Origin of the sequence: Streptomyces prunicolor (assembly GCF_045162825.1) — a bacterium.
Classification (GTDB): Bacteria; Actinomycetota; Actinomycetes; order Streptomycetales; family Streptomycetaceae; genus Streptomyces; species Streptomyces prunicolor.
Genome location: NZ_CP108676.1, coordinates 1,929,934 through 1,956,821, shown reverse-complemented (window position 1 = coordinate 1,956,821; position 26,888 = coordinate 1,929,934). Strand labels below are relative to the sequence as shown.

General features: G+C 69.1%; 23 protein-coding genes. 15 read left to right on the top strand and 8 right to left on the bottom strand.

Annotated features, from left to right (window positions below; genetic code table 11):
- Positions 1–155 precede the first annotated feature (155 nt).
- Positions 156–2,714 (top strand): RelA/SpoT family protein, encoded by a 2,559-nt coding sequence (locus OG588_RS08720; RefSeq protein WP_405946781.1) that lies wholly within the window; start codon positions 156–158, stop codon positions 2,712–2,714.
- A gap of 75 nt (positions 2,715–2,789) precedes the next feature.
- Here the strand turns inward: OG588_RS08720 and OG588_RS08715 are convergent, their stop codons facing one another.
- Positions 2,790–4,019 carry a DUF349 domain-containing protein gene (locus tag OG588_RS08715; RefSeq protein WP_365987586.1) on the bottom strand — a complete coding sequence of 410 codons (1,230 nt, stop codon included), beginning with the start codon at positions 4,017–4,019 and terminating at the stop codon, positions 2,790–2,792.
- Between the two features lie 135 nt (positions 4,020–4,154).
- Positions 4,155–5,003 (bottom strand): peptidylprolyl isomerase, encoded by an 849-nt coding sequence (locus OG588_RS08710; protein WP_405946780.1) that lies wholly within the window; start codon positions 5,001–5,003, stop codon positions 4,155–4,157.
- A 179-nt stretch (positions 5,004–5,182) separates the two neighbouring features.
- Here OG588_RS08710 and OG588_RS08705 point away from each other — a divergent pair, with 179 nt between their 5' ends.
- Both OG588_RS08705 and hisS read left to right on the top strand, forming a co-directional pair.
- The gene (locus OG588_RS08705) at positions 5,183–5,890 is read left to right on the top strand and encodes an MBL fold metallo-hydrolase (protein WP_405946779.1); all 708 of its coding nucleotides are present in this window, start codon (positions 5,183–5,185) and stop codon (positions 5,888–5,890) included.
- Positions 5,891–5,902: 12 nt separating this feature from the next.
- The gene (gene hisS / locus OG588_RS08700; RefSeq protein ID WP_405946778.1) at positions 5,903–7,165 is read left to right on the top strand and encodes a histidine--tRNA ligase; all 1,263 of its coding nucleotides are present in this window, start codon (positions 5,903–5,905) and stop codon (positions 7,163–7,165) included.
- Positions 7,166–7,388: 223 nt separating this feature from the next.
- On the opposite strand, the gene OG588_RS08695 is transcribed toward hisS, so the two are convergent.
- Genes OG588_RS08695 through OG588_RS08680 form a run of 4 tightly spaced genes read right to left on the bottom strand, consistent with a single transcriptional unit; the run spans position 7,389 to position 10,934 of the window.
- A complete protein-coding gene (locus OG588_RS08695) occupies positions 7,389–8,012 on the bottom strand; it encodes a response regulator transcription factor (RefSeq protein ID WP_317773010.1) in 624 nt (207 codons plus the stop codon).
- The gene (locus OG588_RS08690) at positions 8,009–9,223 is read right to left on the bottom strand and encodes a sensor histidine kinase (RefSeq protein ID WP_405946777.1); all 1,215 of its coding nucleotides are present in this window, start codon (positions 9,221–9,223) and stop codon (positions 8,009–8,011) included. Before OG588_RS08690 ends, OG588_RS08695 begins: the two co-directional genes overlap by 4 nt.
- Positions 9,220–10,071, bottom strand: coding sequence for an ABC transporter permease (locus OG588_RS08685; RefSeq protein ID WP_365308104.1), 852 nt, complete (start codon positions 10,069–10,071; stop codon positions 9,220–9,222). The genes OG588_RS08690 and OG588_RS08685 overlap by 4 nt, the downstream gene beginning before the upstream one ends.
- Positions 10,068–10,934, bottom strand: a complete 867-nt coding sequence (locus OG588_RS08680) for an ABC transporter ATP-binding protein (RefSeq protein ID WP_405946776.1) — start codon at positions 10,932–10,934, stop codon at positions 10,068–10,070. The genes OG588_RS08685 and OG588_RS08680 overlap by 4 nt, the downstream gene beginning before the upstream one ends.
- Positions 10,935–11,076: 142 nt before the next feature.
- On the opposite strand from OG588_RS08680, the gene OG588_RS08675 reads away from it, so the two are divergent.
- From OG588_RS08675 to rpsD, 3 genes are all read left to right on the top strand, one after another.
- Positions 11,077–11,733, top strand: a complete 657-nt coding sequence (locus tag OG588_RS08675) for a vitamin K epoxide reductase family protein (RefSeq protein ID WP_405946775.1) — start codon at positions 11,077–11,079, stop codon at positions 11,731–11,733.
- A gap of 47 nt (positions 11,734–11,780) precedes the next feature.
- Entirely contained in the window at positions 11,781–13,136 is a 1,356-nt protein-coding gene (locus OG588_RS08670; protein ID WP_405946774.1) for a replication-associated recombination protein A, read from the top strand.
- 296 nt (positions 13,137–13,432) lie between these two features.
- A complete protein-coding gene (rpsD, locus tag OG588_RS08665; protein WP_365308108.1) occupies positions 13,433–14,047 on the top strand; it encodes a 30S ribosomal protein S4 in 615 nt (204 codons plus the stop codon).
- Positions 14,048–14,078: 31 nt separating this feature from the next.
- Here the strand turns inward: rpsD and OG588_RS08660 are convergent, their stop codons facing one another.
- Complete coding sequence (locus OG588_RS08660) at positions 14,079–16,250, bottom strand: ATP-binding protein (RefSeq protein WP_405946773.1); 2,172 nt, start codon at positions 16,248–16,250, stop codon at positions 14,079–14,081.
- Positions 16,251–16,468: 218 nt separating this feature from the next.
- On the opposite strand from OG588_RS08660, the gene OG588_RS08655 reads away from it, so the two are divergent.
- The 6 genes from OG588_RS08655 (at position 16,469) to OG588_RS08630 (ending at position 23,137) form a co-directional block, all read left to right on the top strand.
- Positions 16,469–16,915, top strand: a complete 447-nt coding sequence (locus OG588_RS08655; protein ID WP_063744453.1) for a DUF948 domain-containing protein — start codon at positions 16,469–16,471, stop codon at positions 16,913–16,915.
- A 7-nt stretch (positions 16,916–16,922) separates the two neighbouring features.
- A complete protein-coding gene (locus OG588_RS08650; protein WP_405946772.1) occupies positions 16,923–17,282 on the top strand; it encodes a hypothetical protein in 360 nt (119 codons plus the stop codon).
- Entirely contained in the window at positions 17,282–19,954 is a 2,673-nt protein-coding gene (gene alaS, locus OG588_RS08645; protein WP_405946771.1) for an alanine--tRNA ligase, read from the top strand. The genes OG588_RS08650 and alaS overlap by 1 nt, the downstream gene beginning before the upstream one ends.
- Positions 19,955–19,969: 15 nt before the next feature.
- Positions 19,970–20,434, top strand: coding sequence for a Holliday junction resolvase RuvX (gene ruvX / locus OG588_RS08640; protein WP_019059754.1), 465 nt, complete (start codon positions 19,970–19,972; stop codon positions 20,432–20,434).
- Positions 20,435–20,556: 122 nt separating this feature from the next.
- Entirely contained in the window at positions 20,557–22,314 is a 1,758-nt protein-coding gene (gene mltG, locus OG588_RS08635) for an endolytic transglycosylase MltG (protein WP_405953074.1), read from the top strand.
- Complete coding sequence (locus tag OG588_RS08630; protein ID WP_405946770.1) at positions 22,295–23,137, top strand: shikimate dehydrogenase; 843 nt, start codon at positions 22,295–22,297, stop codon at positions 23,135–23,137. The genes mltG and OG588_RS08630 overlap by 20 nt, the downstream gene beginning before the upstream one ends.
- 54 nt (positions 23,138–23,191) lie before the next feature.
- On the opposite strand, the gene OG588_RS08625 is transcribed toward OG588_RS08630, so the two are convergent.
- Positions 23,192–23,644 carry a hypothetical protein gene (locus OG588_RS08625; RefSeq protein WP_405946769.1) on the bottom strand — a complete coding sequence of 151 codons (453 nt, stop codon included), beginning with the start codon at positions 23,642–23,644 and terminating at the stop codon, positions 23,192–23,194.
- 307 nt (positions 23,645–23,951) lie between these two features.
- On the opposite strand from OG588_RS08625, the gene aroC reads away from it, so the two are divergent.
- Genes aroC through aroB form a run of 3 tightly spaced genes read left to right on the top strand, consistent with a single transcriptional unit; the run spans position 23,952 to position 26,739 of the window.
- Positions 23,952–25,136: a chorismate synthase gene (aroC, locus tag OG588_RS08620; RefSeq protein WP_405946768.1), complete on the top strand. Its 1,185-nt coding sequence runs from the start codon at positions 23,952–23,954 to the stop codon at positions 25,134–25,136.
- On the top strand, positions 25,133–25,651 hold the full coding sequence (locus OG588_RS08615; RefSeq protein WP_019059750.1) for a shikimate kinase: 519 nt from the start codon (positions 25,133–25,135) through the stop codon (positions 25,649–25,651). The genes aroC and OG588_RS08615 overlap by 4 nt, the downstream gene beginning before the upstream one ends.
- Positions 25,648–26,739, top strand: coding sequence for a 3-dehydroquinate synthase (aroB, locus tag OG588_RS08610; protein WP_266766953.1), 1,092 nt, complete (start codon positions 25,648–25,650; stop codon positions 26,737–26,739). The genes OG588_RS08615 and aroB overlap by 4 nt, the downstream gene beginning before the upstream one ends.
- Positions 26,740–26,888: the final 149 nt, after the last annotated feature.

The window sequence follows — 26,888 nt, the reverse complement described above, 5'->3', positions numbered from 1 at the left end:
GCGGAGCTGCCTCCCGGAATGCCGGCGGCAGCCCCTCGCGTTTCACCCGTAGACGGCCCTCACATCGGCCTGAAGGCGAGCCCGGAGCCCGGGATCGCTACCATGGGCACTCCGGAGCCTGACCGGGGGACCCGGATCGCGCACGAGGAGTCCTCTTGGCAGACGAGGCCCAGCCCCTGACCGCCGCCAAGCCCGAGCCCACCCCGGGCCCCGCGGCGGAGCCCGCCACGAGCGCGAGCACCGCACCCGCGAGCACCGCACCGGCCGAACCGCGCCCGGCGGCGGAGCACGACCGGTCGGCGCCCGCCGACAAGGCGGCCGAGCCCGCGCGCCCCAAGCCGGCTCCGGCCGAGCGCCCGGCGGCCACTCCTCCCGCGCCCCGTCCCACGGCAGGGCAGCCCGCACGCACCGGCGGCGGCTCCTCCAACCGCGTCCGCGCCCGCCTCGCCCGCCTCGGCGTCCAGCGCTCCAACCCGTACAACCCGGTCCTGGAGCCCCTGCTGCGGATAGTGCGCAGCAACGACCCGAAGATCGAGACGGCCACGCTCCGCCAGGTGGAGAGTGCCTACCAGGTCGCCGAGCGCTGGCACCGCGGCCAGAAGCGCAAGAGCGGCGACCCGTACATCACGCACCCGCTCGCCGTGACGACGATCCTCGCCGAGTTGGGCATGGACCCGGCGACCCTCATGGCGGGCCTGCTGCACGACACCGTCGAGGACACCGAGTACGGCCTCGACCAGCTCCGCCGCGACTTCGGCGACTCCGTGGCCCTCCTCGTCGACGGCGTCACCAAGCTGGACAAGGTCAAGTTCGGCGAGGCCGCGCAGGCCGAGACCGTGCGCAAGATGGTCGTCGCCATGGCCAAGGACCCGCGCGTCCTGGTCATCAAGCTCGCCGACCGCCTGCACAACATGCGCACCATGCGCTACCTCAAGCGCGAGAAGCAGGAGAAGAAGGCGCGCGAGACCCTGGAGATCTACGCGCCGCTCGCCCACCGCCTGGGCATGAACACCATCAAGTGGGAACTGGAGGACCTCGCCTTCGCGATCCTCTACCCCAAGATGTACGACGAGATCGTCCGGCTGGTGGCCGAGCGGGCACCGAAGCGTGACGAATACCTGGCCATAGTGACCGACGAGGTCCAGACCGACCTGCGCGCGGCCCGCATCAAGGCGACCGTCACCGGCCGCCCGAAGCACTACTACAGCGTCTACCAGAAGATGATCGTCCGCGGTCGCGACTTCGCGGAGATCTACGACCTGGTGGGCATCCGCGTCCTCGTGGACACCGTCCGCGACTGCTACGCGGCCCTCGGCACGGTGCACGCGCGATGGAACCCGGTTCCCGGCCGGTTCAAGGACTACATCGCGATGCCCAAGTTCAACATGTACCAGTCGCTGCACACGACGGTAATCGGCCCCAACGGCAAGCCTGTTGAGCTCCAGATCCGCACGTTCGACATGCACCGCCGCGCGGAGTACGGCATCGCCGCGCACTGGAAGTACAAGCAGGAGGCCGTCGCCGGTACCTCCAAGGTGCGCGCGGAGACGCCCCGGACCACGGGCAAGGACGACCACCTCAACGACATGGCGTGGCTGCGCCAGTTGCTCGACTGGCAGAAGGAGACCGAGGACCCGGGCGAGTTCCTGGAGTCCCTGCGCTTCGACCTGTCCCGCAACGAGGTCTTCGTCTTCACGCCGAAGGGCGACGTGATAGCGCTGCCGGCGGGCGCCACCCCGGTGGACTTCTCGTACGCGGTGCACACGGAGGTCGGCCATCGGACCATAGGAGCACGGGTCAACGGGCGGCTCGTACCGCTCGAATCCACCCTGGACAACGGCGACTTGGTCGAGGTCTTCACCTCCAAGGCACCCGGCGCGGGCCCCTCCCGCGACTGGCTCGGCTTCGTCAAGTCGCCGCGCGCCCGCAACAAGATCAGAGCCTGGTTCTCCAAGGAGCGCCGCGACGAGGCGATCGAGCAGGGCAAGGACGCCATCGCCCGCGCGATGCGCAAACAGAACCTGCCGATCCAGCGCATCCTCACCGGCGACTCCCTCGTCACGCTCGCGCATGAGATGCGCTACCCGGACATCTCCTCGCTGTACGCGGCGATCGGCGAGGGCCATGTCGCCGCGCAGAACGTCGTACAGAAGCTGGTGCAGGCACTCGGCGGCGAGGAGGCGGCCACCGAGGAGATCGACGAGAGTGTGCCGCCGTCGACCGGCCGGGGCCGCAAGCGCCGGACGAACGCCGACCCCGGTGTCGTCGTCAAGGGCGTCGAGGACGTGTGGGTCAAACTGGCCCGCTGCTGTACGCCCGTCCCCGGCGACCCCATCATCGGTTTCGTCACGCGCGGTAGCGGTGTATCGGTTCACCGCAGTGACTGCGTCAACGTGGAGTCACTGTCCCGCGAACCCGAGCGCATCCTGGAAGTCGAGTGGGCGCCCACCCAGTCCTCGGTCTTCCTGGTCGCCATCCAGGTGGAGGCCCTGGACCGCTCCCGGCTCCTCTCGGACGTCACCCGCGTCCTGTCCGACCAGCACGTCAACATCCTCTCGGCGGCCGTCCAGACCTCCCGCGACCGCGTCGCCACCTCCCGCTTCACCTTCGAGATGGGCGACCCCAAGCACCTGGGCCACGTCCTGAAGGCCGTCAGGGGAGTGGAGGGCGTCTACGACGTGTACCGCGTGACGTCGGCGCGCAACAAGACGTAGCAGACACCTCGCATACGAGGAAGGGGCTCCCGTACGGTGCGTACGGGAGCCCCTTCCTCGTGCCTGGCGGGGGTGTCAACCGCCGAACTCCTGGAGGCCCTTCAGAGCCTGCTCCAGCAGGGCCTGGCGGCCCTCCAGCTCGCGCTGGAGTTTGTCGGCGCGGGAGTTGTTGCCCTGGGCGCGGGCCTGCTCGATCTGGCCCGTGAGCTTGTCCACGGCCGCCTGGAGCTGGCCGGTCAGACCCTCGGCACGCGCGCGTGCCTCCGGGTTCGTCCGGCGCCACTCGGTCTCCTCGGACTCCTGCAGGGCCCGCTCGATCGTGTGCATCCGGCCCTCGACCTTCGGGCGGGAGTCACGCGGCACATGGCCGATGGCCTCCCAGCGCTCGTTGATCGAGCGGAAGGCCGCGCGGGCGGCCTTCAGGTCGGTGACCGGCAGGAGCTTCTCGGCCTCCTCGGCCAGCTCCTCCTTGAGCTTCAGGTTCTCCGTCTGCTCCGCGTCCCGCTCGGCGAAGACCGAGCTGCGGGCGGCGAAGAAGACGTCCTGGGCACCACGGAACCGGTTCCACAGATCGTCCTCGTGCTCGCGCTGGGCGCGGCCCGCCGCCTTCCAGTCCGCCATCAGCTCGCGGTAGCGCGCGGCCGTAGGCCCCCAGTCCGTCGAGGCCGACAGACCCTCGGCCTCGGCGACCAGCCGCTCCTTGGTCTTGCGGGCGTCCTCGCGCTGCGCGTCCAGGGACGCGAAGTGCGCCTTGCGGCGCTTGGAGAAGGCCGACCGGGCGTGCGAGAAGCGGTGCCACAGCTCGTCGTCCGACTTGCGGTCCAGGCGCGGCAGACCCTTCCAGGTGTCCACCAGCGCGCGCAGCCGCTCACCGGCTGCCCGCCACTGGTCGGACGCCGCCAGCTCCTCCGCCTCGACGACCAGCGCCTCCTTGGAGTGCCGGGCCTCGTCCGACTGCTTGGCGCGCTGCTGCTTGCGCTCCTCGCGACGCGCCTCGACGGTCTCCACGAGCTTGTCCAGCCGCACCGTGAGCGCCGCCAGATCGCCCACCGCGTGGTGGGCGTCGACCTGCTCACGGAGATGGTCCACGGCGGCCTGGGCGTCCTTCGCCGACAGGTCGGTGGTCTTCACGCGCTTCTCGAGGAGGCCGATCTCGACAACCAGGCCCTCGTACTTGCGCTCGAAGTAGGCCAGCGCCTCGTCAGGGGAGCCGGCCTGCCAGGAACCGACGACCTGCTCGCCGTCGGCCGTACGCACGTACACGGTCCCCGTCTCGTCGACGCGTCCCCACGGGTCGCTGCTCACAGCGCCTCCTCCACATGATGCCTGCACAGGGCCTCTGTGCCCCCGGGCATCGTCCACAGTTTCGTCACGGCCAACATAGGCGACCGGCGGGTTGCCTGTCCGCATCCCGCGCGACCGAAAATTCGCTGTTGACGGTCAGGATTTCGTCACGGTCGCCTTGTTGATCACGACCGTCGCGTTCGGAGCGGTGTTGCCCGTCGTGGGGTCGGCGGCCTCCGCCCCAGCTGCGGCGATCTTCTTCAGGACCTTCAGTCCGGAGGCCGAGATGGTACCGAACGGGGTGTAGTTGGCCGGGAGCTGGCTGTCCTGGTAGACGAGGAAGAACTGGCTGCCGCCGGTGTTGCGGCCCTTGCCCGTGGAGGCGTCGTAGGTGTTCGCCATCGCCACCGTGCCCGCCGGGTAGGTCCCGCCCTTGAGGCTCGCGTCCTTCAGGTTCTCGTCCGGGATCGTGTAGCCGGGACCGCCGCTGCCGGTGCCGGTCGGGTCGCCGCACTGCAGCACGTAGATGCCGCTGTTGACGAGCCGGTGGCACTTCGTGTGGTCGAAGAAGCCCTTGCCCGCGAGGAAGTTGAACGAGTTCACGGTGTGCGGCGCGGCCGACGCCTTCAGCGCGATGTCGATGTCACCGCAGGTCGTCGCCAACTTCATCGTGTACTTCGCCGACTTGTCGATCGTGACCGTCGGCTCCTTCTTCCAGGTCGCCGTCTTGATCTTGCCGGCCGCCGGCTTCGCGCACGGGTCCGGTGCCTTGCTCGTCGCCGAAGCGCTGGGCGTCACGTCCGCGCTCGCGTTGGACTTGTCGTCGTCGTTCTTCAGGACGCCGGTCGTGTAGAGCGCGACACTTCCGATCACGATCACGCCGAGCACCGACGCGATCACCGAGTTGCGCATACGCGCCTTGCGTCGAGCGGACGTACGCCGCTGCTGCTGCCGCAAGAACTTCTCCCGCGCGAGCTGCCGCTTCCGCTGTTCCTGGGTGACCACCGGATTCTCTCCTCATGCGTCTCGTACGTCGACTGGGACGCGTGCGTCTTGTGAGCCGACCGCCTGCGTGTGCCCCGTACCGTATATGGGTTCGCTGAGGATTCGGCAGCGCCGGTAGGCTCTGACCACTGACGCAGGGATCCTTATCCCCACTCGTATCGACACAACGAAGGACGATCGTGCTCATTGCCGGGTTCCCCGCCGGGGCCTGGGGGACGAACTGTTATCTCGTCGCCCCCGCCGCCGGTGAGGAGTGCGTGATCATCGACCCGGGCCATCAGGCCGCCCAGGGAGTCGAGGAAGCGCTCAGGAAGCATCGGCTCAAGCCCGTCGCGGTCGTCCTCACCCATGGTCACATCGACCATGTGGCCTCGGTCGTCCCGGTCTGCGGCGCGCACGACGTGCCGGCCTGGATCCACCCCGAGGACCGGTTCATGATGAGCGACCCCGAGAAGGCGCTCGGCCGCTCGATCGGGATGCCGCTGATGGGCGAGCTGACCGTGGGGGAGCCGGACGACGTCAAGGAGCTGACCGACGGCGCGCGGCTCGCGCTCGCGGGACTGGAGTTCTCGGTCGCGCACGCGCCGGGCCATACGAAGGGGTCGGTGACCTTCCGGATGCCCGAGACCACGGAGATCCCCTCCGTGTTCTTCTCCGGTGATCTGCTCTTCGCCGGCTCCATCGGACGCACCGACCTGCCCGGCGGCTCCCACGCCGAGATCCTCGACTCGCTGGCCCGTGTGTGCCTGCCGCTCGACGACTCGACCGTGGTGCTGTCCGGCCACGGCCCCCAGACGACCATCGGCCAGGAGCGCGCCACCAACCCGTATCTGCGGGAGGTCGCCTCCGGCCTCGGGAGCTCGGACGCTCCCCGACGAGGAATGTGACGAGAGATTTTCGTGAGCACCTTTCAGGCCCCCAAGGGCACGTACGACCTGATTCCGCCGGAGTCGGCCAAGTACCTCGCCGTGCGCGAGGCCATCGCCGCACCGCTGCGCAACTCCGGCTACGGCTACATCGAGACGCCCGGCTTCGAGAACGTCGAGCTCTTCGCGCGCGGTGTCGGTGAGTCCACCGACATCGTGACCAAGGAGATGTACGCCTTCGAGACCAAGGGCGGCTCCAAGCTCGCCCTGCGCCCCGAGGGCACGGCCTCCGTACTGCGCGCGGCACTTGAGGCCAACCTGCACAAGCTCGGCAACCTGCCGGTGAAGCTCTGGTACTCGGGCTCCTACTACCGCTACGAGCGCCCCCAGAAGGGCCGTTACCGCCACTTCTCCCAGGTCGGCGCCGAGGCGATCGGTGCCGAAGACCCGGCCCTGGACGCCGAGTTGATCATCCTCGCGGACCAGGCGTACCGCTCCCTGGGCCTGCGCAACTTCCGCATCCTCCTCAACAGCCTGGGCGACAAGGAGTGCCGTCCGGTCTACCGGGAGGCGCTCCAGAACTTCCTCCGGGGCCTGGACCTCGACGAGGAGACCCTGCGCCGCGCGGACATCAACCCGCTCCGGGTCCTCGACGACAAACGCCCGGACGTCCAGAAGCAGTTGACGGACGCGCCGTTGCTCCGCGACTACCTGTGCGACGCGTGCAAGGCGTACCACGAGGAGGTCCGCGAGCTGATCACGGCGGCGGGCGTCTCCTTCGAGGACGACCCGAAGCTGGTCCGCGGCCTGGACTACTACACCCGTACGACCTTCGAGTTCGTCCACGACGGTCTGGGCTCCCAGTCCGCGGTGGGCGGCGGCGGTCGCTACGACGGCCTGTCCGAGATGATCGGCGGTCCCGCGCTGCCCTCCGTGGGCTGGGCGTTGGGCGTCGACCGTACGGTCCTCGCCCTGGAGGCGGAGGGTGTCGAACTCGAACTCCCCGCGTCCACCAGCGTGTTCGCCGTCCCGCTCGGCGACGAGGCCCGCCGCGTCCTCTTCACCAAGGTCACCGAACTCCGCAAGCTCGGCATCGCGGCCGACTTCTCCTACGGCTCCAAGGGCCTCAAGGGTGCGATGAAGAACGCCAACCGCAGTGGCGCCCGCTACACGATCGTCGCCGGCGAGCGCGATCTCGCCGAGGGCGTCGTGCAGCTCAAGGACATGGAGTCCGGGGAGCAGCGGGCGGTCGGGGTGAACGAGATCGTGGCGGAACTGGAGTCGAAGCTGGGCTGAGGCCTGGTTTTCTCGCCCCCGCCGCCCCTACCCGTCCCATCCTTCTGGGGCTCCGCCCCAGACCCCGCTCCTCAAACGCCGGAGGGGCTGAATTGTCGCCGACCGGGGCTTGATCTTTTAGCCCGTCCGGCGTTTGAGGACGAGGCCGTTCAGGCCGAAGCGGGGGTCTGGGGGCGGCAGCCCCCAGTGATGGGACGGGTAGGGGCGGCGGGGACGAGAATCCTCAGTCCAGCAACCCGTACCGCATCGCACTCGTCACCGCTGCCGTCCGGTCATCAACCCCCAACTTCCCGAAGACCCGCAGCAGATGGGTCTTCACCGTCGACTCCCCGATGTACAACCGCCGCCCGATCTCCGCGTTGGTGCACCCCTCCGCCACCAACCGCAACACCGCCGTCTCCCGCTCGGACAACCGAGGCCGCTCCGGCCTCGTCCGCAACTGGTCCACCAACCGCGCCGCCACAGACGGCGCAAGCACCGTCTCGCCCCGCGCAGCGGCCCTGACGGCGTCGGCCAGTTCGCCCCGCGGCAGATCCTTCAGCAGGTAGCCCGCCGCCCCTGCCTCGACCGCCCGCAGGATGTCCCGGTCCGTCTCGTACGTCGTGAGAACGATCACCCGGCACGGCAACCCGGCCGCACTCATCCGCACGATGGAGTCGACACCCCCGCCGCCCGGCATCCGCAGGTCCATCAACACGATGTCCGGCCTCAACTCGGCGGCCAGTGCCTCCGCTTGCGGCCCGCTCGACGCGTCGGCGACGACATCGAGGTCCGGCTCGGCGCTGAGCATCGCGCGCAGACCCTCCCGTACGACAGGATGGTCGTCGGCCAGGACGATCCGGATCATCGGGGACTCCTCAGAGGCGATACGGACGAGGGCGACACCGGCAGCCGGACGGTCACCGTCGTGCCCGCGCCCGGCACGCTGCGCACCACCGCCGTCCCGCCCACCTCGGCGACCCGCGCCCGCAGCCCCGCCAGACCGTAGCCGCCGGACACCGCCCCCGGATCGAATCCGCACCCGTCGTCCCCTACCGACACGGTGAGTTGCTCGTCGGCGTACGCCAGCGCGAGGCTCACCGTCGCCGAACTCCCCGCATGCTTACGGGCGTTGGCGAGGGCTTCCTGGCAGGAGCGCAGGGCGACCACCTCGGGCCCGGCGGGCAACGCGCGTACCGGGCCGGTGACTTGGAGCGTCGCGTCATGGCGGGCGGCGAGCCGACGCAGCGCGTCCGGCAGGGAGGCGTCCGCGAGGTCGGCCGGTGTGCCGCCGGCGACCAGCGCGCGGGCCTCGGCGAGGTTCTGCCGGGCGGTCTCGTCCATCAGGGCCAAGTGGCGGCGGGCCTGGGGTGGATCCTCGTCCAGCTCGGCCTCCACCGCCTGGGTCAGCATCAGCAGGCTGGTGAAGCCCTGGGCGAGGGTGTCGTGGATCTCGCGGGCCATGCGCTCCCGTTCGGCCAGGGCGCCGTGCGCCGACGAGAGGCGGGAGACCTCGTGGCGGCTGGCGTCCAGCTCGGCGATCAACTCGGCCCGCTCCTGGCTCTGTTCGATGACGCGGATGACCCAGGTGCCGAGGGCCATCGAGAAGACCAGGGTCACCACGGCGAACACCGCGTTGAAGAACACGTCCTGCGCGCTCGGCCACCACAGCAGCGCCCAGCCGATCACCGGTGCGATGTTGATCACAGTCACCGCGATCAGCGCCCAGCGCAGCCGCAGCACCATGAAGCAGGGCGGGACGAGCGCGAAGCCCATCAGCCGGGTCTCGCCGACCAGCACCGCCGACGGCAGGAACAGCGCCATCTGCGCCACCAGGTAGCCGACGGCGCGCCGTTCGTCGGGCGGATCGCCCTGGAGCACGGGGCGCCCGACCCAGACGTAGAGCGGGATGAGCGGGACGAGGAGACCGGCCGCCGCGACGCGTACCGGCCACCCCGGATGGCTCGTGCCGAGCACGAAGACCAGGGTGGCCAGCCAGATCAGGGCGAAGTACGTGTCCCAGAGCCGGAAGGAGCGGTCCCAGGTGTAGGAGCCCGTCGCCCCGTGCGGAGCGGTCATCCGTCGCGCCGGTTCTTCCACCGGAAGGTCAGCAGGCACAGCAGCAATCCTCCGACGCACCACGCCCCGAGCACCAGCGCTATCTTCCCGAACTCCCAGCTCCCGGCCTGCTCCAGCACCTGCGCCGACGAGGGCAGGAACACCCCGCGCAGCCCCTGGCACATCCACTTCAGCGGGAACAGCGCACCGATGTTGAGCATCCAGTCCGGGATGGTGTCGATGGAGATGTACACCCCGGAGATGAACTGCAGGACCAGGAAGGGCAGTACGACCACGGAGGTCGCGCTCTTGCCGGACTTCGGGACCGAGCTGACCGCGATGCCGAGCAGCGCGCACGCCGTCAGACCGAGCACGAAGATCCACCCGAAGTCCAGCCACTTCACCGCTGACGAGGGCAGGTCCACGTCATAGAGGGTGGTGCCGACGAGGAGCAGGATCGCCGTCTCCATCAGGCCCGTGACCAGAACCAGCCAGATCTTCCCGAGGAAGTACGCGGCCGGTGGCATCGGTGTGCCGCGCAGCCTGCGCAGCACCTTCTCGTCCCGCTCGATCGCGATCGAGATGCCGAGGGACTGGAAACTCGTCGACATGATGCCGGCGGCCATCATCGCCGGGACGTAGAGCTGCGAGGCGTTGATGCCCGCGCCCCGGACGTCGTCCTTGAAGATCGACGCGAAGAGGAAGAGGAAGACGACCGGGAAGGCGAAGGTGAACACCACCTGGTCGCGCTGCCGGAAGAACTGTTTGAGTTCCAGCACGCCTCGCTGGAGGCCGAGTCCCCAGGCACCGGGGAGTCGCTCTCCGGAGGTTTTCGTCCGGGCCTGTGCCACCGTCGTGGTCGTGGTCATCGCACGTCCTCCTGTCCGGTCAGGCGGAGGTACACGTCCTCCAGGGTGGGGCGGCTGACCAGCAGCCCGGGGATCTCGCCGTCGAAGCGGTGCATGAGCTCGGCTACGACCTTGGTCGGAGTGTCCGTGTGCTCCGCGCGCGGGGTGCCGTCCGGCTCGGTCCACTCGACCGTCGCTCCGGTGCCGTGGCGCTCGCGCAAGGTGGCCGGTTCGCCCTCGGCGACCACGCGGCCCTTGGCGACGATGGCGAGGCGGTCGGCGAGGTTCTCCGCCTCCTCCAGGTAGTGGGTGGTGAGGAGGATGGTGGTGCCCTCGTCGGCGAGCTTGCGGATCAGGTCCCAGAACTGGCGCCGGGCCGCCGGGTCGAAACCGGTCGTCGGCTCGTCCAGGAGGAGGAGATCGGGGCCACCTATCACCCCTAGGGCCACGTCGAGACGCCTGCGCTGTCCACCCGACAGGGCCTTGATGCGGCTGTCCACCTTGGCCTCAAGACCGACCAGGCCGATGACCTCCTCGGGGTCGCGCGGGCGGGGGTAGTAGCGGGCGAAGTGCCGTACGGTCTCGCCGACCGTCAACTCCGCGGGTGCCGATTCGTCCTGCCAGACGATCCCCACCCGCGAACGCCACGCACGCGTGCCCGTCGCCGGGTCCGAACCGAGCACCGACACCTCACCCGCGTCCCGGCCGCGGTTGCCCTGGAGGATCTCGACCGTGGTGCTCTTGCCCGCCCCATTGGGTCCGAGCAGGCCGAACACCTCTCCCGTGCGGATCTGGAGGTCGATTCCGGCTACGGCGGTCACGTCCCCGTACTGCTTACGCAGCCCCCGCACATCCACTGCGAGTTCGTTCGCCTGTGTTGTCATGCGACGAGCATCGTCCGGAATCGAGCGCTCAGGGACGACCGTGCGTACTTCCTTATGTCCATCGAACGGTGGACAGAGGTGCTCGTGCGGCACAATGGCCCTGCCCGAAGAAGGTCCAACTCTCAAGTGACGGATCGGCGTGATGAGCAAGACGACAGTGAAGGACGTCGACACCGACTCCGAGCCGGAGCACACGGCCGCGGAGCCGCGCACGGTCGGCAGCAGCCGGGCCTTCGCCCTGCTGCTGGTGATCACCGGTGCAGCCGGCCTGCTCGCCGCGTGGGTCATCACGATCGACAAGTTCAAGATCCTCGAAGGCAAGCTCGCGGGCAAGACGTTCACCCCGAGCTGCAGCATCAACCCGATCGTCTCCTGCGGCAGCGTCATGGAGAGCAAGCAGGCCGCAGCCTTCGGCTTCCCGAACCCGATGCTCGGCCTGGTCGCCTACGGCATCGTCATCTGCGTCGGCATCAGCCTGCTGACCCGGGTCCAGTTCCCGCGCTGGTACTGGCTGACCTTCAACTTCGGCACGCTCTTCGGGGTGGCCTTCTGCACCTGGCTGCAGTTCCAGTCGCTGTACCGGATCAACGCGCTGTGCCTGTGGTGCTCGCTGGCCTGGGTCGCCACGATCACCATGTTCTGGTACGTCACGTCGTTCAACATCCGCAACGACTTCCTGAAGGCACCCCGCCCGGTCAAGAACTTCCTGGGCGAGTTCACGTGGGTCCTGCCGGTCACCCACGTAGGCATCATCGCCATGCTGATCCTGACCCGCTGGGGCGCGCAGCTCTGGGCGTAGATCCGGGCCTGACCGGATTGTCAGTGGCGTGACATAGGGTTTTGGACGTGGAGCCCGACCTTTTCACCGCCGCAGCCGAAGAACGCCAGGAGAAGGACCCGTCCAGCAGTCCCCTGGCGGTACGGATGCGCCCGCGCACCCTCGACGAGGTCGTGGGCCAGCAGCATCTGCTGAAGCCGGGCTCGCCCCTGCGCAGACTGGTCGGCGAGGGATCGGGCGGCCCGGCCGGAGCCTCCTCGGTGCTCCTCTGGGGCCCGCCCGGCACCGGCAAGACGACCCTCGCGTACGTCGTCTCCAAGGCGACCAACAAGCGGTTCGTGGAGCTGTCCGCGATCACCGCCGGCGTCAAGGAGGTCCGCGCGGTCATCGAAGGCGCCCGCCGCGCCACCGGAGGTTTCGGCAAGGAGACCGTCCTCTTCCTCGACGAGATCCACCGCTTCAGCAAGGCCCAGCAGGACTCCCTCCTCCCGGCCGTCGAGAACCGCTGGATCACCCTGATCGCGGCGACCACGGAGAACCCGTACTTCTCGGTGATCTCCCCGCTCCTGTCCCGCTCCCTCCTCCTCACCCTCGAACCCCTCACGGACGACGACCTGCGCGCCCTGCTCCGCCGGGCCCTGTCCGACGAGCGCGGCCTGAAGGACGCGGTCACCCTCCCCGAGGACAGCGAGAACCACCTGCTGCGCATCGCCGGCGGCGACGCCCGGCGCGCGCTCACCGCCCTGGAGGCCGCCGCCGGGGCCGCCCTCGACAAGGGCGAGCCGGACATCACCCTCCAGACCCTGGAGGAGACCGTCGACCGCGCGGCGGTGAAGTACGACCGCGACGGCGACCAGCACTACGACGTGGCCAGCGCCCTCATCAAGTCCATCCGGGGTTCGGACGTCGACGCGGCCCTGCACTACCTCGCCCGCATGATCGAGGCCGGCGAGGACCCCCGCTTCATCGCCCGCCGCCTGATGATCTCCGCCAGTGAGGACATCGGCCTCGCCGATCCCAACGCCCTGCCGATCGCGGTCGCCGCCGCCCAGGCCGTAGCGATGATCGGCTTCCCGGAGGCCGCGCTCACCCTCAGCCACGCCACCATCGCGCTCGCCCTGGCCCCCAAGTCGAACGCGGCGACCAACGCGATCGGCGCCGCCATGGAGGACGTACGCAAGGGGCACGCCGGCCCGGTGCCCATGCATCTGCGGGACGGGCACTACAAGGGCGCGGCCAAGCTCGGGCATGCCCAGGGGTACGTCTACCCGCACGACCTGCCCGAGGGGATCGCCGAGCAGCAGTACGCCCCGGAGGAGCTGAAGGACCGCGAGTACTACGAGCCGACCCGACACGGGGCCGAGGCGCGGTACGCGGACGCCGTGGAGTGGACCAGGAAACACCTTGGTCGTAAGCGGTCCTGAGCACCCTGTAGAATCCTGCGCAGTGCTGCGTCCCGTGTCCGACTCCGGTCGGCGCCTCAGGCGGGACAATCAGCCGGATCTTCTGATCCAGGAGCGTCGCGCACCGTCGTAGGTGTCGCGGGCAGCCCACCACCACCCGGGGTTCCGGGACCGGTCGGTGGGCCGTTCGTGTGCTGCACATGTGCCCAGACCAGGGAACGGCTGCCTGATGAGTCCCTCGCGGACCCGTCGGGATTCCCCGGCTGCGGATGCGACCTCCCCTAACCCTGAGGCAGCCGAAACGAAAAGGAAAAGCAGTGGCGAATCAGTCCCGCCCCAAGGTCAAGAAGTCGCGTGCCCTCGGCATCGCGCTGACCCCGAAGGCCGTCAAGTACTTCGAGGCCCGTCCCTACCCGCCGGGTGAGCACGGTCGTGGCCGCAAGCAGAACTCGGACTACAAGGTCCGTCTGCTGGAGAAGCAGCGTCTGCGCGCGCAGTACGACGTGTCCGAGCGCCAGCTCGTCCGCGCCTACGAGCGTGCTTCCAAGGTCCAGGGCAAGACCGGTGAGGCCCTGATCATCGAGCTGGAGCGTCGTCTCGACGCGCTGGTCCTTCGTTCGGGCATCGCCCGCACGATCTACCAGGCCCGCCAGATGGTCGTTCACGGCCACATCGAGGTCAACGGTGGCAAGGTCGACAAGCCGTCGTTCCGCGTCAAGCCCGAAGATGTCGTCATGGTCCGCGAGCGCAGCCGCAGCAAGACGCTGTTCGAGGTCTCCCGCGCCGGTGGCTTCGCCCCCGACGGCGAGATCCCGCGCTACCTCCAGGTGAACCTCGGCGCCCTGGCGTTCCGCCTGGACCGCGAGCCGAACCGCAAGGAGATCCCGGTGATCTGCGACGAGCAGCTCGTCGTCGAGTACTACGCCCGCTGATCACCTCACGGACGTAGCACCACCTTTCGCGTCAGCCCGCCGTCTCCCCGCCCTTCCGGGTGGGCGAGGCGGCGGGCTTTCGCATGTCCACGCTCACCGCAGCGGGCCGCACCGGCCCGCGCGGAACCGGCACCGCGTCCAGCGACCGGGACGGCCCCAGCGCCCGCGCCACGGCCTCCTCACGGCCCAGCCGGGCCCCTTCCCGTACGCACTCCGCGTACCGCTCGTCGCCGAGGCGCTCGCGGGCCATCGCCTCGCACAGCTCGTGCGGGGCGTTGTAGTACGCCGAGCCGAACAGCGGCAGCCCCACCGACGGCCACATCCCGCCCGCCGCGCCCTGTAGCAGCGCGGCCTCGGCGGCATCGCCCTCCGCGACCGTGACGAGGGCCAGCAACTCGACCGCCAGCACCGAGCCCAGCAGATCGCGGAAGCCGTGCGCGCTGCCCAGACAGTCCGCCAACAGGTCGCGCGCGAGCGGGAGTTCGCCGTCGCTCCAGGCGACGTAGGCCAGGACGTACAGCGCGTACGCCCGGGTCCAGCGCTCGCCGTGGTCCTCGCACACGCGGCGCACGTCCTCGCACAGCTTCATCGCGTCCGCCAGATCGCCCTGGAACGCGCGGGTCATCGCCAGCTCGACCTGGCCCATCAGGACGTTGCTGTTGAGCTCGCCGATCTGCTGGTAGCGGTCGAGCGCCGAGCGCAGCAGGGACTCCGCGCGAGGCATGTCGTCCGTGACCAACGCCAGGCAGCCGGTGCGGTGTTCGGCGTACGCGACGGCCGTGGGGTTCGCCGCGTGGTCCGCCTCCTCGCGGCACTCCTGGAGGGCGGCCAGCGCGGGCACGGTGTCGCCCTGGAGGATCGCGACGTAGCCGAGCACCCACAGCGCCTTCAGCCGTGACTGGTCGTTGGCCGTGTCCTCGGCGTCCAGCTGCACGGCCTGCTCCAGCCAGTGCCGGCCCTCCGCGAGGCGCCCACAGCCCGCCCAGTAGAACCACAGGGAGCCCGCGAGGTACTGGCCCAGGTGGGTCTCGTCCGGCTCGGTCAGGCAGTACTCCAGCGCGCCGCGCAGATTCGGCAGCTCCGCCTCGACCCGCGCGGCGACCTCGCCCTGGCGCGGCGAGAACCAGTCCAGCTCGCACCAAGTGGCCAGCCCCAGATACCAGTCACGGTGCCGCCGCCGCAGCCGGGCCGCGTCCCCCGTCGCCTCCAGCCAGTCGGCGCCGTACGCCCGGATCGTGTCGAGCATCCGGTACCGCACGCCCGTCGCGGTTTCCTCGCGGACGACCACGGACTGCGCGAGCAGCTCGGACAGCACGTCGAGGACGCTGTCCGAAGGTAATCCGTCGCCGCCGCACACGTACTCGGCGGCCTCCAGGTCGAAGCGTCCGGCGAACACCGAGAGCCGCGCCCACAGCAACCGCTCCTGGGGCGTGCACAGTTCATGGCTCCAGCCGATCGCCGTCCGCAGTGTCTGGTGCCGGGGTAACGCGTCCCTGCGCCCGCCGGCCAGCAGCCGGAACCGGTCGTCGAACCGAGCCAGCAACTCCCCGGGCGCCAGCGCCCGCAGCCGCCCCGCCGCCAGCTCGACAGCGAGCGGAATCCCGTCGAGCCGCCGGCACAACTCCCGTACGTCCGGGTCGTCTTCATCGAGGGTGACCCCCTGCTGCGCGGCCCGGTCGGCGAACAGCTCCACCGCCTCGTCCTCGCCCAACGGCGCCAGCGCGACCACCCGTTCACCCGCCAGCTCCAGCGGCCGCCGCCCCACCGCGAGCACCCGCAGCCCCGGCGCCCGCCCGAGCAACTCGGCCACCAGCGAGGCACACACCTCCACCAGGTGCTCGAACCCGTCCAACACCAAGAGGAGTTGACGCTCCGTCAGGTGCGCGAGCAGCGCCTCACGCGGCAACCGCGCGGTGTGATCCGTCAGCCCCAGCGCCTCCACGACCGCGAAGTCCACGAGTTCCGGATCGCGCACCGGCGCCAGCTCAACCCGCCACACCCCGTCGGGGGGTGCGGACCGGGCCGCCGCGTGGGCCGCGAGCCGGGACTTGCCGACCCCGCCGGGCCCGGTCACCGTGACCAGACGCGAGGCGTCGAGCGCCCGCGCCAGTTCGCCGAGTTCGGCCGAGCGGCCCACGAACCGGTCGGGTTCGAGGGGCAGATTGCCGTCCGCGGTGGCATCGCCTTCATGGGAAGCTCGCATGGGACACGGAGCGTACTGAACCGTATTCAGTCCGTACAATCGCTTCGCCCAACTCCGCTGCACGCGGGGCGGTAATGCGGTACGGAGCGCCGCCCCCGGCGCGATAGGCTCGGGGCCAGTTATCTACATATGTTGACGGAGCGCCGTCTCCGGGCCCGATAGTCTCGGGCCAGTTATCTAGCAGGTTATCTACAGGTGTTCATGAGAGCGGGTGTCAGGTGTCCGGTGGAGAGGTGGCCGGGATCCTGGTGGCCGTCTTCTGGGCGATCCTGGTCTCGTTCCTCGCCGTCGCACTGGTGAGGCTGGCCCAGACGCTCAAGGCGACCACCAAGCTGGTCGCGGACGTGACCGATCAGGCCGTGCCGCTGCTGGCGGACGCCTCCGCGGCGGTGCGCTCCGCGCAGACCCAGATCGACCGGGTCGACGCGATCGCCACCGACGTCCAGGAAGTCACCTCGAACGCCTCCGCACTGTCCACCACCGTCGCCTCCACCTTCGGCGGGCCCCTCGTCAAGGTCGCGGCCTTCGGCTACGGCGTCCGCCGGGCCCTGGGCGGCCGCCGCGAGGACGTGCCCGCGCCGTCCGGGGCGTCCCGTCGTACGGTGATCGTGGGCCGTACCGTCCCGGCCGGACGGCGGGGCAAGCGCACCCGGAAGAAGGACTGACCGAGCGATGTTCCGCCGTACGTTCTGGTTCGGCACGGGCGTGGCCGCCGGTGTCTGGGCGACCACCAAGGTCAATCGCAAGCTGAAGCAGCTGACCCCCGAGCACCTCGCCGTCGCCGCGGCCAACAAGGCGCTCGACGCGGGCCACCGGCTCAAGGACAGCGCGGTGCACTTCGCGCTCGACGTCCGCGCGGGCATGGCCCAGCGCGAGGCCGAACTCGGCGACGCGCTGGGGATCAACGCTCCCGTGGACCCCGAACTCCCGGCGTCCCGGGCGCACATCGCCATCGAGAACCGCAACACCCCGATGTCCGTCGAAAGAAACGACAGGACGACGTACTCGTACAACCGGAATGAGGACCACTGATGGAGTCGGCTGAAATCCGCCGCCGCTGGCTGAGCTTCTACGAGGAGCGCGGCCACACCGTAGTCCCCTCGGCGTCGCTCATCGCGGACGACCCGACTCTGCTCCTGGTCCCCGCCGGCATGGTCCCCTTCAAGCCGTACTTCCTCGGCGAGGTCAAGCCGCCGTGGCCGCGCGCCACCAGCGTGCAGAAGTGCGTGCGCACGCCCGACATCGAAGAGGTCGGCAAGACCACGCGCCACGGCACGTTCTTCCAGATGTGCGGCAACTTCTCCTTCGGCGACTACTTCAAGGAAGGCGCCATCACCTACGCCTGGGAGCTGCTCACCTCGCCCCAGGACAAGGGTGGTTACGGCCTCGACCCCGAGCGCCTGTGGATCACGGTCTACCTCGACGACGACGAGGCCGAGACCATCTGGCGCGAGAAGATCGGCGTCCCGGCCGAGCGCATCCAGCGCCTCGGCAAGAAGGACAACTACTGGTCGATGGGCGTCCCGGGTCCGTGTGGCCCGTGCTCCGAGATCAACTACGACCGCGGCCCCGAGTTCGGCGTCGAGGGCGGACCGGCCGTCAACGACGAGCGGTACGTGGAGATCTGGAACCTCGTCTTCATGCAGTACGAGCGCGGCGAGGGCATCGGCAAGGAGGACTTCGAGATCCTCGGCGAGCTGCCCAGCAAGAACATCGACACGGGCCTCGGCCTGGAGCGCCTCGCGATGATCCTGCAGGGCGTGCAGAACATGTACGAGATCGACACCTCCATGGCCGTCATCAAGAAGGCCACCGAGCTGACCGGCGTCCAGTACGGCGACGCGCACGAGTCCGACGTCTCCCTGCGCGTGGTCACCGACCACATGCGCACCTCGGTGATGCTCATCGGCGACGGTGTGACCCCCGGCAACGAAGGCCGCGGTTACGTCCTGCGCCGGATCATGCGCCGCGCCATCCGCAACATGCGACTGCTCGGTGCCACCGGCCTGGTCGTCAAGGACCTCATCGACACCGTCATCGCGATGATGGGCCAGCAGTACCCCGAGCTCGTCACCGACCGGCAGCGCATCGAGACCGTGGCCCTCGCCGAGGAGGCCGCCTTCGTCAAGACGCTGAAGGCCGGCACCAACATCCTCGACACCGCCATCGCCGACACCAAGCAGTCCGGCGGCAAGGTCCTCGCCGGCGACAAGGCGTTCCTGCTCCACGACACCTGGGGCTTCCCGATCGACCTCACCCTCGAAATGGCCGCCGAACAGGGCCTTTCCGTGGACGAGGACGGCTTCCGGCGCCTGATGAAGCAGCAGCGCGACCAGGCCAAGGCCGACGCGCAGGCGAAGAAGACCGGTCACGCGGGCGTCGGTGCCTACCGCGAGATCGCCGACAAGGCCGGCGAGACCGACTTCATCGGCTACTCGGACACCCAGGGCGAGTCCACCATCGTCGGCATCCTCGTCGACGGCGTCTCCTCCCCGGCCGCGACCGAGGGCGACGAGGTCGAGATCGTCCTCGACCGCACCCCCTTTTACGCCGAGGGCGGCGGCCAGATCGGCGACACCGGCCGCATCAAGGTCGAGTCCGGTGCCTTGATCGAGATCCGCGACTGCCAGAAGCCGGTGCCCGGGGTCTACGTCCACAAGGGCGTCGTCCAGTACGGCGAGGTCACCGTCGGCGCCAAGGCCGAGGCCGCGATCGACATCCGCCGCCGTACCGCCATCGCCCGCGCCCACTCGGCCACCCACCTCACCCACCAGGCGCTGCGTGACGCGCTGGGTCCGACGGCCGCGCAGGCCGGTTCCGAGAACCAGCCGGGCCGTTTCCGCTTCGACTTCGGATCGCCGTCCGCGGTTCCCACGGCCGTGATGACCGACGTCGAGCAGAAGATCAACGAGGTGCTCGCCCGCGACCTGGACGTGCACGCCGAGATCCTCAGCCTCGACGAGGCCAAGAAGCAGGGCGCCATCGCCGAGTTCGGCGAGAAGTACGGCGAGCGGGTCCGCGTCGTCACCATCGGCGACTTCTCCAAGGAGCTGTGCGGCGGCACGCACGTCCACAACACCTCGCAGCTCGGCCTGGTCAAGCTGCTCGGCGAGTCGTCGATCGGCTCCGGAGTGCGCCGTATCGAAGCGCTCGTCGGTGTCGACGCCTACAACTTCCTCGCGCGGGAGCACACGGTCGTCGCCCAGCTCCAGGAGCTGATCAAGGGGCGCCCGGAGGAGCTGCCGGAGAAGGTCTCCGCCATGCTCGGCAAGTTGAAGGACGCCGAGAAGGAGATCGAGAAGTTCCGCGCCGAGAAGGTGCTGCAAGCCGCGGGCGGTCTCGTCGAGTCCGCCAAGGACGTGCACGGTGTCGCGCTGGTCACCGGCCAGGTGCCGGACGGCACGAGCGCCGACGACCTGCGCAAGCTGGTCCTCGACGTGCGCGGCCGCATCCAGGGCGGACGGGCCGCCGTAGTGGCCCTCTTCACGGTCAACAATGGCAAGCCGCTCACCGTCATCGCCACGAACGAGGCCGCACGCGAGCGTGGTCTCAAGGCCGGCGACCTGGTCCGCGCGGCCGCCAAGACCCTCGGCGGCGGCGGTGGCGGCAAGCCGGACGTGGCCCAGGGCGGTGGCCAGAACCCGGCCGCCGTCGGTGAGGCCGTGGACGCTGTCGAACGCCTCGTCGCCGACACGGCCAAGTAAGAAACGGCCGCGAACATGCGCAGAGGACGTCGACTCGCGATCGACGTCGGGGACGCCCGGATCGGGGTCGCCTCGTGCGACCCCGACGGGATCCTCGCCACTCCCGTCGAGACGGTCCCCGGCCGCGACATCCCGGCGGCGCACCGCCGGCTGAAGCAACTCGCCGAGGAGTACGAACCGATCGAAGTCGTCGTCGGTCTCCCGCGCTCCCTCAAGGGGGGTGAGGGACCGGCCGCGGTGAAGGTCCGGGCCTTCGCCCAGGAACTCGCGAAGGGCATCGCCCCGGTACCGGTCAGACTGTTGGACGAACGGATGACCACGGTGACGGCCAGTCAGGGACTGCGCGCCTCCGGGGTGAAGTCCAAGAAGGGCAGGTCGGTCATCGACCAGGCGGCAGCGGTCATCATTCTGCAGCAGGCCCTGGAATCCGAACGGGTGTCAGGTAAAGCACCCGGCGAGGGCGTCGAAGTGGTCATCTGATCGCGATACGGTAACGTTCCGCGCGATGTGATGGTGTTCGAACAGCCATGGCACAGCAAGAGGCGGGACGGAAGCCGGAGCCGCAAGCGCCGCGACCGCCGCCTCGCGGCTCTAGGGGATCGATGACTGAGTATGGCCGGGGCCCAGGCTCCGAACCGTGGCATCCGGAGGACCCGTTGTTCGGGGACGTCGGATGGGAAGGGCAGCAGGCCCAGCCGGGCCAGCAGTCCTCCTACGGCGGCCAGCCGCAGCACTATCCGGAACAGCCGCAGCAGCCACAGCAGTACGGCGACTGGGGCCATGGCCAGCAGGCCGACTACGGTCAGGCGCAGCAGCACTACCAGGTCTACGACGAACAGGGCAACCCGCAGTACCCCGACCAGCAACAGTGGGCGGACCAGCAGCAGTACGCCGATCAGAGCCATCAGCAGTACGCCGGTCAGCAGCAGCAATATCAGCAGGGCGGCTGGGACGGCACCGGCACGCCCGCGCAGGTCCCGTACGTCGCGGACCCCGTCGACCCGTACGGGCAACAGGCCGCCGCCTATGGCGAACAGCAGCCCGATTTCTACGGCACGCCCGAGGCGTACCCACCGCCGGAACCGCCGGGCAAGCGAAGCACCGAACCCGAACCGGAGAAGACCGACTGGGACCCGGGACCCGATCAGGGCGAACACGCGTTCTTCGCGGGTGGCGGCGACGATGACGACGAGGCCGACGACGAGCCGGACGGGCGCGGACGCGGTGACCGGCGGGGCAAGGGCGGCAAAGGCAAAGGCAAGGACAAAGGCGGCAAGGAGCGGAAGCGCCGCAACGGCTGCGCCTGCCTCGTGGTCGTCATGGTGTTCGGCGGCGGCCTGGCCGGCGTGGGCATCCTCGGCTGGCACTTCTACCAGAACCGTTTCGGCTCGGCGCCGGACTACGCGGGCGACGGTACCGGTTCGGTGAGCGTCAGCATCCCCAAGGGCGCCTTCGGATCGGATATCGGGCAGAAGCTGAAGGAAGCGGGCGTCGTCAAGAGCGTGGACGCCTTCGTGGTCGCCCAGTCCCAGAATCCGGACGGGAAGAAGATCCAGGCCGGCGTCTTCCTGCTGAAGAAGAACATGTCCGCCGCGAGCGCCGTCAAGCTGATGCTCGACCCCACGAGCCAGGACAATCTCATCGTCGCCCCGGGCTGGCGAAACGCCCAGGTCTACGCGGCGATCGACAAGAAACTCCAGATTTCCGACGGCACCACCAAGGCTGTTGCCACCAAGGAGTACAAGAGCCTCGGACTGCCCAGCTGGGCGAACGACAACAAGAACATCAAGGACCCGCTGGAGGGTTTCCTCTTCCCGGGAACCTATGGCGCCGCCAAGGGCATGAAACCCGAGACGGTCCTCAAGCAACTGGTCGCCCAGGCCAATGAGAAATACGACGCGATCGACCTCTCGGCGAAGGCCAGGGCGCTCAACCTGGAAAACCCGCTGCAGCTCATCACGGTCGCGAGCCTCGTCCAGGCCGAAGGTAAGACGCACGAGGACTTCCGCAAGATGGCCGAAGTCGTCTACAACCGTCTCAAGACCACGAACGATCAGACCAACCAGTATCTGCAATTCGACTCGACCTTCAATTATCTGAAGGGCCAGAGCAAGATCCGCATCAGCGAGTCCGAGATCAACAGCAACAAGGACCCGTACAACACCTACACCCAGAAGGGCCTGCCGCCCGGTCCCATCGACAACCCCGGTGACGAGGCTCTGGCAGCGGCACTGAACCCGACCCACGACGGCTGGATCTACTTCGTGGCGACCGATGGCGAGAACAAGACCGAATTCGCCAAGACGTACGCCGAATTCCAGGCACTCAAGGAAAAGTTCAATGACAGTTCGGGCAACTGACGCCCGCCGTGCCGCCGTGCTCGGTTCCCCCATCGCCCACTCCCTCTCCCCGGTGCTGCATCGCGCGGCGTACGGGGAGCTGGGGCTCGACAACTGGTCCTACGACCGCTTCGACGTCGACGAGGCGGGCCTGCCGGGGTTCTTCAAGGACCTCGGACCGGAGTGGGCGGGCCTGTCGCTGACCATGCCGCTGAAGCGGGCGGTCATACCGCTGCTCGACGAGATCAGCGAGACCGCGGCATCGGTGGACGCGGTCAACACGGTCGTGTTCACCGAGGACGGGCGACGGGTCGGCGACAACACCGACATCCCCGGCATGGTCGCCGCCCTCCGCGAACACGGCATCGAACAGGTCGACTCGGCCGCGATCCTCGGCGCCGGCGCCACCGCGTCCTCCGCGCTCGCCGCCCTCTCCCGCGTCTGCACCGGCGAGGTCGTCGCCTACGTCCGCAGCGAGGCCCGCGCCGCCGAGATGCGGCAGTGGGGCAAGCGGCTCGACGTGGAGGTCCGCACGGCGGACTGGGCCGACGCGGCCGAGGGGCTGCGCGCCCCCCTGGTCTTCGCGACCACGCCCGCCGGTACGACGGACGCACTCGCCTCGGCCGTACCGGAACGGCCTGCCACCCTCTTCGACGTCCTCTACGACCCCTGGCCCACGACACTGGCCGCGCGCTGGTCCGCATATGGAGGCGCTGTCGTCAGCGGACTCGATCTGCTCGTGCACCAGGCGGTCCTGCAGGTCGAGGCGATGACGGGCCGGGGAATTTCCGTGGGAGTCGTTCGGGCCGCGGGTGAAAGCGCCTTGGACGCCAAAGCCGTATAGCACGAACGAGGGGCGCCCACCGGTATCCCGGTGGGCGCCCCTCGTCTCGGCGGATCAGATCTTGGGCGATCCAGTCAAGTCCCAGAAATACTCGCCCTTACCGTCTGAATCCAAGTCGTAGAGGACGGTTGCGTCCGCGGTCCAACCGCTCCCGCTGCCGGTCGCCGAGGTGGTGCCGCAGGTGAAACCGCTGTGCTCGGTGCTGTTGACGGCACTGAGGTAGTTGCAGTCGTTATAAGTGATTGCCGCGTCGTTCTTTTCGAGCCGTACTTCCATGCGGAAAGCGTCGAATTTGCGCACGCCGCCGCCGTCCCACCACTCGCCGAACGCCTCTGCGTCATACCTTGAGCCCGTGCGCCAAACACAGAGTGTGATGTACAGGTCTACGTTCGTGCCCGGAGTGGCGAATTCCTTGTGCTGCATGTCCGAGCAATCGCGCTCGTCGATGGCGTGTGCCGGGCTGGTGAAAACCATCATTCCGGCGAGGATCGCGACGGTGGCGAGCATGACTCTGAGAACTCTGCGCATGGATTACTTCCTGTGTTGTCATTGACGCTTCGGGTAATGCAATCCTGAACGGAAGGTAAAGTCAATGTCAACTCGATTATGGCGACCGGCATTTAGCAAACTTATGCCCGCTTCGTGCCGTTCGGGTCGATGTGCCCGTCCGCTTGCTGGAACGTGAGGCGGGTGCCGGGTTCCGGCGTGGGAGGATCGGGGGTGGCGGGCCAGGGCCGCGCACCCGGTCACGTCGTCGTCGTACGCGAGGACGCGCGTACGCAGCAGTACCAGGGCGCGAGCATGAGGAGCACCGTTGAGCAGGTTGCGCTGGCTGACCGCGGGGGAGTCCCACGGTCCCGCACTCGTGGCGACGCTGGAGGGTCTTCCCGCCGGCGTGCCGATCACCACGGACATGGTGGCGGACCACCTGGCCCGGCGCCGGCTCGGTTATGGACGCGGCGCGCGGATGAAGTTCGAGCGTGACGAGGTCACCTTCCTCGGCGGTGTCCGGCACGGGCTGACCCTCGGTTCGCCGGTCGCGATCATGGTGGGCAACACGGAGTGGCCCAAGTGGGAGCAGGTCATGGCGGCCGACCCGGTCGATCCGGAGATCCTGGCGGGCCTCGCCCGTAACGCTCCGCTGACCCGGCCGCGTCCCGGTCACGCCGACCTCGCCGGTATGCAGAAGTACGGCTTCGACGAGGCCCGGCCGATCCTGGAGCGTGCCTCCGCGCGGGAGACCGCGGCGCGTGTCGCGCTGGGTGCCGTCGCCCGGTCGTACATCAAGGAGACGGCCGGGATCGAGATCGTCTCGCATGTCGTGGAGTTGGCTTCCGCCAAGGCGCCGCAGGGTGTGCTGCCCACGCCCGCCGATGTCGAGAAGCTGGACGCCGACCCCGTGCGCTGCCTGGACGCGGACGCCTCGAAGGCGATGGTCGCGGAGATCGACCAGGCCCACAAGGACGGTGACACCCTCGGTGGTGTCGTCGAGATCCTTGCCTACGGCGTTCCCGTCGGCCTCGGTTCGCATGTGCACTGGGACCGCAAGCTGGACTCCCGCCTCGCCGGTGCCCTCATGGGTATCCAGGCGATCAAGGGTGTCGAGATCGGTGACGGTTTCGAGCTGGCCCGGGTGCCCGGTTCGCAGGCGCACGACGAGATCGTGAACACCGATGAGGGCATTCGGCGGGTCTCCGGGCGCTCCGGTGGCACCGAGGGTGGGCTGTCCACCGGCGAACTGCTGCGCGTGCGCGCCGCGATGAAGCCCATCGCGACCGTGCCGCGTGCCCTGCAGACCGTCGACGTGGTCACCGGTGAGGCCACGCAGGCTCATCACCAGCGTTCCGACGTGTCCGCGGTTCCGGCCGCCGGCATCGTCGCCGAGGCGATGGTCGCCCTCGTCCTCGCGGACGCCGTCGCCGAGAAGTTCGGCGGCGACTCGGTGCCCGAGACCCGTCGCAACGTCCGCTCGTACCTCGAGAACCTGGCCATCCGGTGACCGCAGCCCCGCTCGTCGTCCTGGTCGGTCCCATGGGCGTCGGCAAGTCCACCGTCGGGCAGCAGCTCGCCGACCGGCTCGGCGTCGGCTACCGGGACACCGACGACGACATCGTGGCTGCCGAGGGCCGCACCATCGCCGAGATCTTCGTCGACGAGGGCGAGCCCGTCTTCCGTGCCATCGAGAAGCGCGCCGTGCACCAGGCACTCGCCGGGCACGACGGCGTCCTCGCGCTCGGCGGCGGCTCGATCCTCGACGAGGACACGCGCACGCTGCTCACCGGACACCGGGTCGTCTACCTCTCCATGGACGTGGACGAGGCGGTCAAGCGCACCGGCCTCAACGCGGCCCGCCCGCTGCTCGCCATCAACCCGCGCAAGCAGTGGCGCGAACTGATGGAAGCCAGGCGCCACTTGTATGCCGAGGTCGCGCAGGCCGTCGTACCCACGGACGGCCGCACCCCCGAGGACGTCACCCAAGCCGTCCTGGACGCACTGGAGTTGAAGGAAGCATGAGCGAGTCAGTGACGCGGATCCAGGTCGGCGGCACGGCGGGCAGCGACCCGTACGAGGTCCTGGTGGGCCGTCAACTCCTGGGCGAACTGGGCGGGTTGGTAGGCGACCGGGCCAAGCGGGTCGCCATCATCCACCCCGAGGCGCTCGACGAGACGGGCGAGGCGTTGCGCGCCGACCTGGCCGGGCAGGGCTTCGAGGCCGTCGCCATCCAGGTGCCGAACGCGGAGGAGGCCAAGACCGCCGAGGTCGCCGCCTACTGCTGGAAGGCGCTGGGCCAGTCCGGCTTCACCCGCTCCGACGTCATCGTCGGCGTCGGCGGCGGCTCCACCACCGACCTGGCCGGCTTCGTCGCCGCGACCTGGCTGCGCGGGGTCCGCTGGATCGCCGTACCGACGACCGTGCTCGCCATGGTCGACGCGGCCGTCGGCGGCAAGACCGGCATCAACACCGCCGAGGGCAAGAACCTCGTCGGCTCCTTCCACCCGCCGGCCGGCGTGCTCTGCGACCTGGCCGCGCTGGACTCCCTCCCGGTCAACGACTACGTCTCCGGGCTCGCCGAGATCATCAAGGCCGGCTTCATCGCCGACCCGGTGATCCTCGAACTCATCGAGTCCGACCCGGAGTCCGCCCGCACCCCGGCCGGACCGCACACCGCCGAACTGATCGAGCGCTCCATCAAGGTCAAGGCCGAGGTCGTCTCCGCGGACCTCAAGGAGTCGGGCCTGCGCGAGATCCTCAACTACGGCCACACCCTCGCGCACGCCATCGAGAAGAACGAGCGCTACAAGTGGCGGCACGGCGCCGCAGTGGCCGTAGGCATGCACTTCGCGGCCGAACTGGGCCGTCTCGCGGGCCGGTTGGACGACGCGACGGCCGACCGGCACCGCACGGTCCTCGAATCGGTCGGCCTGCCGCTCAGCTACCGCTACGACCAGTGGCCCAAGCTGCTGGAGAACATGAAGGTCGACAAGAAGTCCCGCGGCGACCTGCTCCGCTTCATCGTCCTCGACGGCCTCGCCAAGCCGACGGTCCTGGAGGGCCCCGACCCGGCCGTCCTGCTCGCCGCGTACGGCGAAGTGGGCGAGTAAGTCCGGCGAAGCCCGTTCCCTCCCATTTGCCTTACGGGGATGGGCACTTCGGCCGCTCCCCGGCCGTTCACCAAATGGCGGCCGGGGAAGGTACCGTTCGGTACGGAGCGGGGTTCGGGCCCGCTGCCAGCGCCAATTGCCTTGTACGA

Bases quoted from the DNA above. Each gene is read 5' to 3' on its own strand.
- OG588_RS08695 (WP_317773010.1), bottom strand. From the start codon at position 8,012: ATGATCCGGATCGTCCTGGCCGACGACCATCCTGTCGTACGGGAGGGT.
- OG588_RS08690 (WP_405946777.1), bottom strand. From the start codon at position 9,223: ATGACCGCTCCGCACGGGGCGACGGGCTCCTACACCTGGGACCGCTCC.
- OG588_RS08685 (WP_365308104.1), bottom strand. From the start codon at position 10,071: ATGACCACGACCACGACGGTGGCACAGGCCCGGACGAAAACCTCCGGA.
- OG588_RS08680 (WP_405946776.1), bottom strand. From the start codon at position 10,934: ATGACAACACAGGCGAACGAACTCGCAGTGGATGTGCGGGGGCTGCGT.
- OG588_RS08675 (WP_405946775.1), top strand. From the start codon at position 11,077: ATGAGCAAGACGACAGTGAAGGACGTCGACACCGACTCCGAGCCGGAG.
- OG588_RS08660 (WP_405946773.1), bottom strand. From the start codon at position 16,250: ATGCGAGCTTCCCATGAAGGCGATGCCACCGCGGACGGCAATCTGCCC.
- OG588_RS08650 (WP_405946772.1), top strand. From the start codon at position 16,923: ATGTTCCGCCGTACGTTCTGGTTCGGCACGGGCGTGGCCGCCGGTGTC.
- alaS (WP_405946771.1), top strand. From the start codon at position 17,282: ATGGAGTCGGCTGAAATCCGCCGCCGCTGGCTGAGCTTCTACGAGGAG.
- ruvX (WP_019059754.1), top strand. From the start codon at position 19,970: ATGCGCAGAGGACGTCGACTCGCGATCGACGTCGGGGACGCCCGGATC.
- mltG (WP_405953074.1), top strand. From the start codon at position 20,557: ATGACTGAGTATGGCCGGGGCCCAGGCTCCGAACCGTGGCATCCGGAG.
- OG588_RS08630 (WP_405946770.1), top strand. From the start codon at position 22,295: ATGACAGTTCGGGCAACTGACGCCCGCCGTGCCGCCGTGCTCGGTTCC.
- OG588_RS08625 (WP_405946769.1), bottom strand. From the start codon at position 23,644: ATGCTCGCCACCGTCGCGATCCTCGCCGGAATGATGGTTTTCACCAGC.
- aroB (WP_266766953.1), top strand. From the start codon at position 25,648: ATGAGCGAGTCAGTGACGCGGATCCAGGTCGGCGGCACGGCGGGCAGC.